We start from the raw sequence: 14,086 nt of genomic DNA on the forward strand, positions 1-14,086 counted from the left end.
TCCGCCCGGACGAATTGAAGTCAAGCGGATATCGCCGTAAATCAAGAATAACAGAACGGAGCATTCTCTTGCATTACTTTCCAGATTCCGCCCTCTTCGGCGAGTTGGCCCAAAACCATAAAGTGGTTCCGGTTTATCGGCAATTGCTGGGGGACACGCTCACTCCCGTCAGTGCCTTTCAGAAACTCAAAGGCAGCGGCCCCGGCTTCCTTTTTGAAAGTGTGATCGGCGGGGAACGTCTGGGCAGATTCAGCTTTCTCGGTGTGAATCCCTTTTTACGCTTCCGCGCCTTCCGTAATCAGATTCAGATCAGCGATTCGACCGGAAAGGTAATCAGCCAGACCGAATCGCAAGATCCCACGAAGGACTTGCAAACGAAAATTGCTGAAATGCAAGTCGCCACGGTTCCCGGACTGCCCCGTTTCTGCGGCGGCGCCGTGGGCTACGCTGCATACGACACGATCCGCTACGTGGAACACCTTCCCAATGCTCCTACCGATGATCGAAAGCTGCCCGATTTGAATTTCGATTTTTACGACAGAATGGTCATCTTCGATCACATCAACAAGACCATCCTGGTTGTGGTACACGTCCAGGTGGACGGCAAGGATGTCTCGGCAAGCTACGAAAAAGCTTGCCGGGATGTGGATGATATAGTTCACCAGTTGGAACAACCCGCCAAGCATGCGGAGTTGCGCGACATTCATCGAGGTGGTGTTGCCAAGATACCCTTTGAATCCAATTTCACCAAAGCCGGATATGAAGCGGCCGTGCGAAAATGTCAGGAGTACATTTTCGCTGGAGACATTTTTCAAGTGGTCCTGAGCCAGCGACTTCAGGCCAAGCTGACCGCTCCTCCTTTTGAGGTCTACCGGGCTTTGAGAGTTCTAAATCCCTCTCCCTTTATGTTCTTCATCGAAACCGGAGACTGTTCCCTCGTCGGCAGTTCTCCGGAGATCATGACTCGCGTGGAAAACGGCCTGGTCACCATTCGCCCCTTAGCCGGTACTCGACCGCGCGGTAAGACTCCCGAAGAGGATCGCCAGTTGGAAATCGATTTGCTGGCCGATCCGAAAGAGCGAGCCGAGCATATCATGCTCGTCGATCTGGGTCGCAATGACGTCGGCCGGATCAGCAAGTTCGGTTCGGTAAGACTGCAGGATCTTCTGGTGGTCGAGCGTTACAGCCACGTCATGCACATCTCCAGCACTGTGGTCGGGCAATTGCAAGACGGCCTGACTTCCTTCGATGCGTTACGCTCTTGCCTGCCGGCTGGAACGCTCAGCGGTGCCCCGAAAGTTCGCGCCATGGAAATTATCGACGAATTGGAACCTCATCGGCGTGGGCCGTACGGAGGGGCGGTCGGCTACGTCGATTTCTCCGGCAACATGGACACCTGTATCGCTCTGCGGACCATGGTGATTCAAGGCGAAATCGCTTACGTTCAGGCCGGGGCGGGTATCGTGGCCGATAGTGATCCTGCTACGGAGTATCAAGAGTCGCTGAATAAAGCCATGGCCTTGCTGCGAGCTTTGGAAGTGGCCAAATCCGAGGACCGGCGCTAATAGGATTTGCCCCGGGCGATCGTGAACTCGGGCAAAATCGACTTCTCTTTTTTGGAGGTTTCGATTATCTGGGGAGCATGGCCAGTAATCCTGCTCGAGTTGTTGCCTGGACCGCATCCATCACGCTGCACGTGCTTGCCTGCCTTGTGGTCTTTGCCTGGTTTGCCACTCGCGAGGAAGTTCAACGAAGCGACCCTCGGAGTGTGGATACCCGGATCGATCAGAAAGATGCGCCAATTCTTTTTGAAATCGATCTGACGGAACGCCTCGCCTCCAAAGCTAAGCCCACTCTTAAACTTACTCGACCAGCCGTGGAAACCAGAATTTCCGCGGCGGTCGAAAAAATGCCCGGCCCCGGACCGGGAAGCGGTCCCTCGCCTGCACAGACGGCTAAGAGCGATGGACAAACCTCAAAACTTAAATCGGCCGCTATCCCTCTGCACTCGGCGATCAATCACCCAGGGAAATCGCTCGTTTATGTGCTCGATTGCTCGGGGAGTATGGGAATTGGAGATCGCTGGGCCAAAGCCTGCGATACCCTGCTGGCCTCGATCGAAAATCTATCGGAAGGGATGTACTACCAGATCGTGTTGTACGATCGCACGGCGCGTCTGATCGACCGTGGCAGCCAATTGCGACCAGTCAAAAAAACAGAACTGAGCGTACTTAGGGAAATACTGGGGAAGAAAATTCCCGAAGGAGAGTCCCGCCACAGCGAAGGCCTTCGTAAAGCCTTACTCCTGCAACCAGATGTGGTTTTTCTTCTCACAGACGCCGACGACTTCACGCAAAAGGAATTTGCAGAAGTATCGCCGCTGTTCCGGAATCAAAAATTCAACGTATTTCTGTTCGGCGAGTCGAACATACAAGTGGATAGCCCTTTGCACCGGCTGACCAAAGAACGGCGGGGTGGGATGTATATCGTCGGCAAAGAAGGCTTGGAAAAAGTTCAGTAAGGCTAGAGCCAGCCCTGTCCTTCTTCGCGAATGATCGTCTCCATCGCCGAAATCCAAACTGCATGATCGTTGAGGCAGGGGCAAGCCCGAAGGTGTTCGCCACCGGCGTGTTCGAAAACCTCTTTCGATTCCAGCCCGATCTCATCAATCGTTTCGAGACAATCCACCGTGAAACCGGGGAGAATTGCCAGAATCTTTTTGACACCCTTTTTGGCTAATTTTTCCAGGGTATCATCGGTGTAGGGCCGCAACCATTCTTCCCGACCGAAGAGCGACTGATAGGTCTGCGTCCACTTGTCGCGTGTGAGATTCAGCTTCTTGACGAGAGCTTGGGTAGTACGAGTCACGTGAGTGGCATAGGGATCACCGCTCTTGGCGTAGCGCTGCGGGATGCCGTGAAAACTGAGCAGATAATGATCGGGCTTCCAGGAGAGTTTGCCTTCTTCCTCGTGAATAATCGAGACCAAAGCATCGATATAAGCCGGATGAGCATAGTAAGGCGGCACGATCCGAATAGCAGGAACGTGGCGAATATTCATCAGGTGCTTGAAGAGCACATCAGTGGCCGAGGCCGTGGTAGTAGCCGAATATTGAGGATACATCGGCATCACAATTAGCCGTTCGACGCCTTGGGCGATCATCTCCTCGACGACCTCTGCGACTGCGGGATTACCAATTTGCATACCGCATCGAACGATGCAGTTGGGGAACTTCTTCTGGAGTAGTTCCACCTGACGGAGTGAAAAATATCGGAGTGGCGAACCCGTTTTGGCGTCCCAAACGCGGCGGTATTTCGCGGCCGATCTCGCTGGTCGGATCAAGAGGATGATGCGGAGGATAAACCACCACAGTATGCGATTGACTTCGATCACCCGGGGGTCGCCTAGAAATTGACGCAGATAGCGCCGAAGAGCAGGTGCGGTCGGTTCGTCGGGTGTGCCGAGCTGAATGAGAAGTATGCCGGTCATGGTTCCTCTAGGATAGGTAGGAGGAGCCATTCGTTTCAAGACTGGCTGTAAGGGGAAAAGCGAGGAGCGGCAGAATTCCGCTCCTACCCCGTGAAAACGGAATTACTTTTTCTTGCAATCCGGACCTTCCAGCGGATCCTGCTTTTCGGTGATGTGGCCCTTATCGGCCAGAGCGGTGCAACGGTCGGCGTTCAATTGAATGTAGCTCTGCCATTGAGCCGGGACATTACCTTCGGCATAGATGGCTTCGACCGGACATTCGGGAACGCACGCTTCGCAATCGATGCAGTCGACCGGGTGGATGTACAGCATCTTTTCGTCCTGATAGAAGCACTCCACAGGACAAACCACACAACAATCGGTGTACTTGCAATCGTTGCAGGGGGCGGTCACCACGTGAGCCATGAGACTATTGCCTTTCTAAACGTAATTCGCGGAATCGATTCTGGTTGGCGAAGCAAATTCGACTCGCTCTCATCGGTTCGCCATAACAATATATGGCTTAGTATTCGTTAAAACCACGTGCGGGGGCAAGCAGAATTTGAGAATTTGGAAGAATGTTCCTTCAAGTTAAGTAGAACTTGATTCCCATACCGACCTTGCCGGAATCATTAATGCATTTCGTTGCGGATGATTCAAGATCATTTTCATCAGGAAAGGCTGGATTTTGGAGATTTCAATGCCTTGTCCGCGATGTCTTTGCGATAGTGCATCCCCGGGAAACTGATCTTGGAAATAGCCTCATATGCGTGCTTTTTTGCCGCCGCGAGAGTATCCCCCAGAGCGGTCACCGCCAGAACACGACCGCCATCGGTGACGATCCGCTTCCCTTCCAATTTACTGCCCGCATGGAAAACTTTCACATCGGGCATTTTGGCGACTTCATCCAGCCCCGTGATATTCTTGCCGGTTTCGTATTTCCCGGGATATCCGCCGGAACAGAGGACGACGCAAACAGACGGTCGTGGATCCCATACGATCGTATCGGGATCAATGGTATCGAACCTTTTATCGACGATGGCCTCAATGAGTTCCAGCAGATCGGATTTCAAGCGGATTAAAAGCGTTTGAGTTTCCGGATCGCCCAGTCGGGCATTGAATTCCAATACCTTCGGACCTTGATTGGTGAGCATCATCCCGGCGAACAGCACGCCGTTGAAAGGATAACGGCCCCGTTTCATCGCGTGTACGATCCGAACGAAAACTTCTTCCTCAAGCTTTTTCATCAACTCCGGCGTACCGCGCGGAGCTGGGCAGTAAGCGCCCATGCCGCCGGTGTTGGGGCCGATATCGCCGTCGTTGACGGCCTTGTGATCCTGCGTTGGGGGAAGAAGATAAATCGTCCGATTTCCCACCAGCGCCAGTACGCTGAGTTCTTCCCCTTCCAGCCGTTTCTCAACGACCGCCTGTCGACCCACTTTGGCCCCGAATTCCTCCTTGATCATAATCCGTTCAATGGCACGGCGAGCCTCTGCCTTGTCATTGCAAACTATGACGCCTTTCCCGGCCGCCAAGCCGTCGGCTTTTACAACGCAAGGCCATTCGCGACTATCGATGTAGTATTGAGCCGGAGTGGGGTGATCGAAAACCCGGAATTCGCCGGTCGGCACATCGGCATGCCGCATCAATTGCTTGGCGAACACTTTGCTGCCTTCGATACGGGAGGCCGATTTGCTCGGGCCGAAGATTCTCAAACCCTCTTTTTCGAAAGCATTGACGATGCCGTTGACCAGAGGCTCTTCCGGGCCCACCACGGTCAGGTCGATTTTCTCTTTTTTGACGAATCGGATAAGCTTGTCGAATTCGTTGACATCAATCGGAACATTGGTTCCTTCCAGAGCGGTCCCAGCATTACCCGGAGCGCAAAAGATCTGCTTGACGCGCGGGGATTGTTTAAGCTTCCAGACGAGGGCGTGTTCACGCCCCCCTTTTCCAATAACGAGAATCTTCATCGTGAGATTGTATATACCCTTCAAGGTCTGTGAAAACTCGTCTCCATCCGCCTGGCCTAGCCATTCGAAATTACAGTATTATTCAGGTAGTCCGCTCGCCTCTCAGCTGAAGAGTTTTTTCGAGTCGGGATCGAATAATTTCACCAGCGAGAAGATACCGACCGGAGCACTGAAAAGACACATCAGGCAACCGAAGTTACAGATGGCGGCAATCGACCCCAGCACGGCCAGAGGATAGAATTTTCTGGTCAAAATCGCTAGAGACCCGACCAACATCAGGCACCCGATTGGAAACGCGTAGGTCACGTGATTGGCAATTGGCTTGATGTTCGTTTCGGTGATATCTTCCGGCTCGATTTTCCGTCCCACAAACTTCTCCGCATTTTTGCGAGCTTCGTTTTCCGGATTCTTGAAAACCTCTTTGAAATTCTGAACCGTCTGATCTTTTTTGATTTCGAAAATGTAGTAACCCGCGCAATCGAGTATCAGACTCGTCATCGCCAGCAGTAGCAACAGCAGGCCGGGGATCAGAAGCGGCGAATTAGTGAATTTAACTGGCTTTTGGGGAGGCGGCTCCGGGAGCAGTTCGGCAAGACCGAGATTCCCTTCGGCATCTTTCACTGGAGCCCTGTAGATAGTCTTGCATTCCGGACAGCGAACCGGCTGCCCGAACAGGGATTCCGGAACACGGGTTTTATTCGTGCACTTAGGACAAATAACGACGGCCGAGGCCGGAGGATTGTTCGATTCTGACATGCTGTATGTTTTAGCTAACTTGGCCGTGTTACCAGCGCTGATTTTCGCGTTCCCGCAGAATTCTACCGATCCAATTGACCACTCTTTCGCCTCCCAGACCGCAGATCAGTCCCATCATCAAGCTGAAATCCAAGATGCCGATCACTCTCCCGGGCCGAATTCCTATACCCCCAAAACGAAAGAACAGAAAATATCCCAGCAGGCCGAATAGCAATGCACCTGAAACTCCGTAGGCGACGAACTCGATGACGCGTTCTCGAAGCGAGAGATATTTCGAAGAGCCATTTTTCTTCCGAGGTACTCGCAACTGTCGGCCGCAACTGCACTTGAAAATCTGCCGAATTTTCTCGATCGGACTATCGTACTCCCGATTGCAGTACCAGCAGCGGTAGCGGACTCGGTTCGTCATGAAGCATCCGGCAAGATTCAATCACCTTCGAAAATTAGACCCTCTTCGAATTTTAGAGTCCGAAGCCTGCTTGCGCTACGAGAAATTACTCGATGAAGAACGGGAGTAAATCCGGGACTAATCGTTGACAATTGCGAACTTTATCGCAAGAATCGGAACGTGGGTCGCGATTGGCCGGGCAATCTCATATCTAACGGAGCCCGGATCAATCTAAAATCGATACTGACCCCCTACCTCTCTTGAAGGAGCATCATGATGCGTTCGAAACTCTGGGTTCTCGGTCTACTGCTGTCCCTCTTCGGGGCATCGTTGGTTTACGCCGACGACAAATCGGGTCTGAATGAAGAAGGTTTCCTTCAGCGCTGGGTCGTTCTCGCACCCATCCCCCTGGCCGATGGTCAAGGCGGAGAAGACGGCTTGATGAAAGAACAGCTCAAAGACGAAGCGAAACTTCAACCCAAAGCCGGCGATAAGGTCAAAGTTGGCGATACCGAACTCCTTTGGAAAAATTATATCGCCAAAGATCACCTTTTAGATCTCAACGATTTCGTGGGTAAACAGACCGAAGACAGCGTCGCTTATGCCGTGGCCTACATCGAATCTCCGGAAGATCTTAAAAACATCAAGATGAAAACGGGCAGCGACGACCAATCCAAAGTTTACCTCAACGGTAAAGAGGTTTTCAAATTTACTCAGGAACGGGCTACCGATAAGGATCAGGACACAACGGAAGTCTCGCTGAAAAAGGGCACTAACGTGCTGGTTGTTAAGGTTGTGAATGTCAAAGTCGACTGGTCTTTCTGCGTCCGCTTTACGGATAAAGACGATAAGCCGATCACGAAACTGACTGTGAAGTAAATTCGCAGGCTGATAAAATTACCTCCGAGGGAACAACGGCTAAGTTGTTTCCTTAGCCAGCCCGATACCCTAGCCTTGATTCCCCTTTTATTACGAGTCAATTTCTCCCTCTGATGGCTCGTCGTCCTACTCCATAAGATTTAAAGAGCAACTATTGCTGCACGAGAAATGGGCTCGAGAGTCCATTGCATTCTATCCCGGCTGGTATGAATCCTCATTCCGCTTTGCGACTGATCAGTTACAACGTTCACAAAGGTATTGGCGGCCTCGACCGACTCTGTCAACTCGACCGGGTCTGCCGGGTGATTGAGCACGAAAATCCCGATTTGTACTGCCTTCAAGAAGTTACCCGGCATTCCCGTCGATCGCACTATCAGGATCAGCCCAAGATATTTGCCGAGCGTTTCCAAACGCTGGACAGTACCTATCAGATGAACGTCCACTACCAGGTAGGTGGCTACGGCAATTTAATATTGTCCCGCTGGCCCATTCGCTCCCGGCACCACATTTCGCTAAGGCTGGGGCAGAAAAAACCACGCGGTGCTCAGCTTGTAACAGTCGAAACGCCCCAGGGTTCACTCCATCTGATCAATTTTCATCTCGGTTTAACGCAACACGAGAGGCACTGGCAGATTCGCCATCTGCTCAATCATCCGCTGTTTCGGGAATCGACTCATTTGCCGACTCTCATGGTGGGCGACTGCAACGACTGGCGAGATCGCCTGGGGGAATTGTTTTCGGAACGGGGCTATCAAGCTGCCACGACCGGCGAAAAACGATTCAACTCCTTCCCGGCCTTCCATCCCCTGATGGCCTTGGATAAGGCCTTTCATTGCCAGAATATTCAGATCAAACATTCCAGAGTGGTTCGCTCCCGGCTCGCTCATCGCGCATCGGATCATTTACCGCTGGTCATCGATTTTGATTTAAGGACCCCTCAATCCAGCGCAGAACAAAAAACGTAAGACCCAGGGCCAGCGCGGAGGAACAGATCAGTGCCAGCCAGGGTAACAGGCCTAACGGCTGGAGTTCAAAAAAGTATGCGCTTATGGGAAGATACATCACCAGGAGGTAGATCAATCCCGCAAACCCGATCCAGAGATGGAGCCTCCTATCCGTTTTACCGATGAGCCAGACGTTGCCTAAGCCCATGAGGATCACACTCGTCAGTACCAAAGTTCGATCCGTCTCGATATCGTTTCCCATTTCATTTCTGGAAATAATCCAGACGGCCAAACCCAGAAGCCCAGTGATCAACCCGGAAGTGAGTGCAAAAATGCCGACTTCCTGAAGAAATTCGCCCGGATGACCTTTGGGAGGCTGCGACTCTTGCCGTCGTTGAATCAGTATCAAAAATGCTGGCCCGCCAATGGTGAGGGCGTTCAAAAGAGACACCTGCTGCGGCAGATAGGGGAACTCGTAGCCGAATAATCCCATGCCGACAATAATCAGCAACAGTGTGTAAACATTTTTCAGCAGAAACAATTTGGCCGCTTTCCGCAAATTGGACAGGAGGACTTTCCCTTGCCGCATCACCTTCGGCAGAAGACTGAAATCGTCTTTTTCCAGGACCATGCTTGCCACCGTCCGGGCCGCACTGCTGCCAGAGCCCATGGCGATTCCCATATCGGATTTTTTGAGAGCAAGGATGTCATTTACCCCATCGCCGATCATCCCGACCTGAGCTCCGCCTTTTTGGAGGGTCTCGATGATCTGTAGTTTCTGCTGTGGGCTCACCCTCCCGAAAATGGTGTGATCGCGAATAGCCTCGGCCTTTTGACTCGCCGATTCCAATTGTTTCCCGGTGAAAACCGGCTCTTCGGAGTCGACAATTCCCAACTGAACCACCAGTGATCGAACCGTCTCTGGATTATCGCCTGAAAGAATTTTGAAAGCGATTTTTTGCTCGGCCAGCTCAAGTAATACTTTTTTGGCGTCGGGTCGCAGTTCATCGCGCAATCCGATTAGAGCCAAAACTTGAAGGGAATAACCTTCCAGGGATGGAGACAATGCCTGATCCGAAGTGGCGTTGATCGCTTCGGTGAAAACGAGTGTGCGGATTCCTTGAGTTTGCAGTTTGTTCCAGTTCGATTCGACAGACGCTGAATTCTGGAGATGGGGCTTTAATGCTTCAAAAGCTCCCAGCACAAAAATTCTTTTTCGATCCGACAATTGAAAGCGGATGGCACTGTAACGGTTATGCGATTTGAAGGGAATCTGTTCCAATCGGGCGTACTGATCAGGCTCCTTCAATTCGCCTAAATGCCGCTGAATGGCTTGCAGACTTTTATTCTTGGAATCGATAGATTTCCAGGCATAAATTCGGAGCAATTCCGATACGTGATGAATGTTCTCCGCCTCAGCTAGAATCTCGGCTACCTTCAAATTACCTGTCGTCAGCGTACCAGTTTTATCCATGCATAAGACATCGACTTCGGCCATGGACTCCATGGCGTTAAGTCTCTGAATGACGGCCCCTTCCCGGCTGATGCGGAGCGCTCCGAGGGTCAGCATCAAAGTCGCCATTAGTACCAACCCTTGAGGCACCATGGATGTCATGGTCGAAGCGATCATCTGCCAGAGTTCCGTGCTGGGGAAATGGCGAAAATAATCCATCATCAGATAGCTGATGCACAGAACAATCGCTGTGATAGTAAGCACGCTGATGAGTGAATCGAGCGCTTTTTGAAGGGGTGTAGGCGAGTAACGATATTTTCTCGCTTCCGCGGAAGTCTGATTCGCGAAGGATTCCGCCCCCACATTATCGACGCGATATTCCCCCTCCCCGGCCGCGCAGAAACTCCCGGAGAGTAAACGATCCCCCGACTTGCGCGGAACTGGATCCGATTCCCCGGTTAGCAGAGCTTCGTCGATTTCAAGAAAATCGGAGCGAAGAACCGTTCCATCCGCGACAATGGACTCCCCCGCGCGGAGAAGCACGCAATCATCCGAGACGATTTCATCCGATTTGATGGTCTGTTCTCGATCCTCCCGCCGAACGCGCACCTGGGGAATTTGCAGAAGCGAGAGTTGATCGAGATGCCTTTTGGCACGAACTTCTTGAACGAAGCCAGTGAGAGTATTGATCACCGCCACGATACTGACGGCCCAGGCACTACGATACTCCTCCAGAAGGAAGAGAGCTGTCGCGGCCATCAGCACCACGCAGTTGAAGAGGGTCAGAAAATTCCGAAAGAAAATTGCTCGATAATCGGCCCAGTGCGATTCTTGGATGCGATTGACCTGCCCTCGCGAGACTCGATCGGCGATCTCGCTCGAACTTAACCCTCGATTTGAAGCAGCACTATCTTGTTCAGTCGATGTCGTAGGCATATTTGGGCGATCCTGATTAGGGCAATTACTGCAATTTCAATCTAGAGGTAAGGCGTTAACAGCGCGGCAATCCCATCCCTTAACCGGATGGGCAAGCTCCGGGATTGAATATCCGCTAAGGTTAAAGGACGAGCTTGAGCTTGTTTCCCCTCTAAAATTTGGCTAAGTTCTTTAGCCAGTTCGAGGCTGTAACATTCCAGATTGAATTCGAAATTGAGACGGAGGCTGCGAGGATCCCAGTTGGCAGATCCGAAAAAGGTCCAGGCTTCATCGACTAAAACCAATTTGGAATGATCGAACGGCTCCGCCGTCAGCCAGACTTTTCCACCATGTTCCAGAAGTTCCGCCAAAGGCATCATCGATGCCCATTGCACCAATCGCATATTATTTCGAATCGGTACGAAAAGGTCGACTTGTACACCGCGAAGTGCGGCTGCATTCAAGGCGTCTATCAAACCGGCATCCGGCAGATAATACGGCGTGATGATTCGAATCCGTTCCCGCGCACAGGTAACGGCCCCCAGGTAGATCATTCGCAATTTATCGAGGTCGGCGTCCGGACCACTAGTGACGCCGCGCACTAGCATTGGACCTCGTTCCTGAAGCACCGGAAACCAGAGATCTTCGTCGAGAGATTCGCCGGTACTGAAGAGCCAATCGTCCGCAAACGCTTCCTGGAGTCGGCCGACTATGGGACCTTCAATTCGGAAATGAATGTCCTGGACTGGTTCTTTGGGACGATAGATCGAATTGTTCTGAGCACTGATGTTCATGCCGCCCGTGAAGCCGATCTGACCATCGACGACCAGAATCTTACGGTGACTTCGCATATTCGCGTAGTTGAATTGCCAGGGCCAAAACGATGGCAAAAACTCCGCGTGCGGAATCTGGGCTTTATGCAAGACGTTGATAATAGTCTTGGGCCAGGAATAATGGGCACCGATGCCATCCACCAGCACTCGGACGGCAACGCCCCGGTCGATTGCTTTGCGCAGGGCATCGATAAAAAGTAACCCGGCGACATCATTAGCGAAAATGTAGCTGCTCAGAGAGACGCAGCGATTGGATTTTTCGATGGCGGAAAGCATTTCCGGATATCCCTGTACGCCATCGATCAAAGGACGAATCTGATTGCCCGTGTAGAGGTGCTGTCCCGTTACAGCTGCGGTGTATCGAACCAGCGATCCGAGATGTTCCTTCTCCACGAGCACTGGTTGAGCGATTGCCACTTCACCGGTTTTATGAGGAGCCACGAATCGCTTGCGTGGGATATGATTGCGGCGCAGTTGAAAAGCCCGCCGATGCACCCGATTAATTCCCAGAACAAAGTAGACGAGTGAGCCGAAAACCGGAGTGAGCCAGATAACGCCCACCCAGGCAATTGCCGAGCGGGAATTCTTCTGAGTTAAAACGACGTGGCCAGAAGCGTATACGTTGCAGACCAGCACGATCGGCGTGATTATCCAATACCAGTGAGTCTGCAGGAATTCCATCCGATGCTCTTTAGGGATTCGGGAAAATCAACTTACCCGTGTGGGCACACCGTTACATCAGCAGGTAGTTCGCCCAGCCGGTGGAGTCCTTAAATCTTTTCTTTTAGCTTTTGGTAGCGTGCAATCAGTGAATTCGTTGAAGAATCGTGCATCGGTTCCGATTTATTTTCCAGCTCCGCAAGAATTTTCTGGGCCAGAACTTTACCCAGTTCCACACCCCACTGATCGAACGAGTCGATCTGCCAGATGACTCCTTGAGTGAATACGATGTGCTCGTAGAGAGCAATCAGCTTCCCGAGCGAGTTGGGCGTCAGCCGTTCGAGAAGCAGGACATTGGTCGGACGATTTCCTTCAAATGTCCGATGGGGTACCAACCACTCCGGCGTCCCTTCAGCTTTCACTTGCTCGGATGTTTTACCGAAGGCGAGCGCTTCGGCCTGAGCCAGAGTATTCGCCAAAAGCATATCGCGATGACGTCCCAGCGGATTCAGAGCTTGCGCGAAGGCGATAATGTCGCACGGGATCAGCTTGGTTCCCTGATGAATCAGCTGGTAGAAGGAATGTTGGCCATTGGTCCCTGGTTCCCCCCAATAAATCGGCCCGGTCTCGTAATCCACGGGCTTACCGCTGAGAGTGATGCTCTTGCCGTTACTTTCCATGGTCAACTGCTGCAGGTAAGCGGGGAAACGTTTCAAATACTGCTCGTAGGGCAGAACCGCAACAGTCTGTGCCCGGAAGAAGCAGTTGTACCAGACCCCCAGAAGTCCCATCAGAACGGGCATATTCTGCTCGAACGGAGTAGTTCGAAAATGTTCGTCCATTTCGTGAAAGCCGGCGAGCATATCGCGAAAACTGTCGGGTCCAATAGCGATCATGGTCGACAGCCCAATCGCCGAATCCATCGAATACCGTCCGCCGACCCAGTCCCAGAAGCCAAACATATTTGCAGTATCGATGCCGAATGCGGAGACTTTTTCCGCATTGGTGGAGACGGCCACGAAATGTTTTGCAATCGCAACAGGATCCTTCAACTTCCGCAGAGCCCATTCCCGCGCCGTGTGGGCATTGGTCATGGTTTCCTGAGTGGTGAAGGTCTTCGAAGAGATGATAAAAAGCGTCTCTTCCGGTTCCAGATCCCGGGTCGCTTCGACGAAGTCGGTCCCGTCAATGTTGGAGACGAACCGAAAAATGAGATTTCGCTGGCTGAAATGGCGAAGTGCCTCGTAAGCCATCACCGGCCCGAGATCAGAGCCGCCTATCCCGACATTGACAATGTTCCGGATGGCCTTACCGGTATGGCCTAACCAGCTGCCGCCACGGATCTTTTCCGCAAATACCGACATCTTGTCAAGAACGGCATGCACTTGCGGCACGACGTCTTCGCCATCCACGATAATCGATTTCCCACGGGGAGTACGCAGAGCGATGTGCAAAACAGCCCGATTTTCGGTTATGTTAATTTTCTCGCCGGCAAACATGCCATCGATGCGTTCTCGCAAGTGAGATTCTCGCGCGAGCTGGAAGAGAAGTTTCAGCGTTTCATCCGTGATGCGATTTTTCGAGTAATCGAAATAGATACCGAGACAATCCAGCACCAGCCGGGTCCCACGTTGAGCATCCTGGGCGAATAAATCTCTCAAATGGACCTTCTGGACTTTCGCAAAATGGCTTTCGAGGGCACGCCAGGCGGGCAGGCTAGTTAAAGGGGATGTATTCGACATCGTATTTCTCTTGGCCGGTGTTTGTTACAGCGGGATGGATTCCGGGATCTCGTTCGCTCTTCTTGGCAAAACAAG

12 protein-coding genes are annotated in these 14,086 nt (G+C 52.1%); 4 read left to right on the forward strand and 8 right to left on the reverse strand.

What is annotated here, in order from left to right:
* Positions 1-68: 68 nt before the first annotated feature.
* Together trpE and KIH39_RS13405 are read left to right on the forward strand one after the other, a co-directional pair.
* Complete coding sequence (trpE, locus tag KIH39_RS13400; RefSeq protein WP_213493748.1) at positions 69-1,565, forward strand: anthranilate synthase component I; 1,497 nt, start codon at positions 69-71, stop codon at positions 1,563-1,565.
* A gap of 77 nt (positions 1,566-1,642) precedes the next feature.
* Positions 1,643-2,521 (forward strand): vWA domain-containing protein, encoded by an 879-nt coding sequence (locus KIH39_RS13405; RefSeq protein ID WP_213493749.1) that lies wholly within the window; start codon positions 1,643-1,645, stop codon positions 2,519-2,521.
* Positions 2,522-2,523: 2 nt separating this feature from the next.
* Here KIH39_RS13405 and hemH read toward each other — a convergent pair whose 3' ends face one another.
* From hemH to KIH39_RS13430, 5 genes are all read right to left on the reverse strand, one after another.
* Complete coding sequence (gene hemH, locus KIH39_RS13410; protein WP_213493750.1) at positions 2,524-3,489, reverse strand: ferrochelatase; 966 nt, start codon at positions 3,487-3,489, stop codon at positions 2,524-2,526.
* 102 nt (positions 3,490-3,591) lie between these two features.
* Positions 3,592-3,894 (reverse strand): 4Fe-4S dicluster domain-containing protein, encoded by a 303-nt coding sequence (locus KIH39_RS13415; protein ID WP_213493751.1) that lies wholly within the window; start codon positions 3,892-3,894, stop codon positions 3,592-3,594.
* 245 nt (positions 3,895-4,139) lie between these two features.
* On the reverse strand, positions 4,140-5,441 hold the full coding sequence (purD, locus tag KIH39_RS13420) for a phosphoribosylamine--glycine ligase (protein WP_213493752.1): 1,302 nt from the start codon (positions 5,439-5,441) through the stop codon (positions 4,140-4,142).
* Positions 5,442-5,543: 102 nt separating this feature from the next.
* Positions 5,544-6,197: a hypothetical protein gene (locus tag KIH39_RS13425; protein ID WP_213493753.1), complete on the reverse strand. Its 654-nt coding sequence runs from the start codon at positions 6,195-6,197 to the stop codon at positions 5,544-5,546.
* Positions 6,198-6,225: 28 nt separating this feature from the next.
* The gene (locus KIH39_RS13430; protein WP_213493754.1) at positions 6,226-6,606 is read right to left on the reverse strand and encodes a C2H2-type zinc finger protein; all 381 of its coding nucleotides are present in this window, start codon (positions 6,604-6,606) and stop codon (positions 6,226-6,228) included.
* A 252-nt stretch (positions 6,607-6,858) separates the two neighbouring features.
* On the opposite strand from KIH39_RS13430, the gene KIH39_RS13435 reads away from it, so the two are divergent.
* Together KIH39_RS13435 and KIH39_RS13440 are read left to right on the forward strand one after the other, a co-directional pair.
* A complete protein-coding gene (locus KIH39_RS13435; protein ID WP_213493755.1) occupies positions 6,859-7,464 on the forward strand; it encodes a hypothetical protein in 606 nt (201 codons plus the stop codon).
* Positions 7,465-7,649: 185 nt separating this feature from the next.
* Positions 7,650-8,429, forward strand: coding sequence for an endonuclease/exonuclease/phosphatase family protein (locus KIH39_RS13440; RefSeq protein WP_213493756.1), 780 nt, complete (start codon positions 7,650-7,652; stop codon positions 8,427-8,429).
* On the opposite strand, the gene KIH39_RS13445 is transcribed toward KIH39_RS13440, so the two are convergent.
* The 3 genes from KIH39_RS13445 to pgi form a co-directional block, all read right to left on the reverse strand.
* Positions 8,377-10,797: an HAD-IC family P-type ATPase gene (locus KIH39_RS13445; protein WP_213493757.1), complete on the reverse strand. Its 2,421-nt coding sequence runs from the start codon at positions 10,795-10,797 to the stop codon at positions 8,377-8,379. The two genes, KIH39_RS13440 and KIH39_RS13445, sit on opposite strands and share 53 nt — an antisense overlap.
* Before the next feature lie 41 nt (positions 10,798-10,838).
* Entirely contained in the window at positions 10,839-12,290 is a 1,452-nt protein-coding gene (locus tag KIH39_RS13450) for a phospholipase D-like domain-containing protein (protein WP_213493758.1), read from the reverse strand.
* 89 nt (positions 12,291-12,379) lie between these two features.
* Positions 12,380-14,011 carry a glucose-6-phosphate isomerase gene (pgi, locus tag KIH39_RS13455; protein WP_213493759.1) on the reverse strand — a complete coding sequence of 544 codons (1,632 nt, stop codon included), beginning with the start codon at positions 14,009-14,011 and terminating at the stop codon, positions 12,380-12,382.
* Positions 14,012-14,086: the final 75 nt, after the last annotated feature.

It is taken from the genome of Telmatocola sphagniphila (assembly GCF_018398935.1).
Taxonomy (GTDB): Bacteria; Planctomycetota; Planctomycetia; order Gemmatales; family Gemmataceae; genus Telmatocola; species Telmatocola sphagniphila.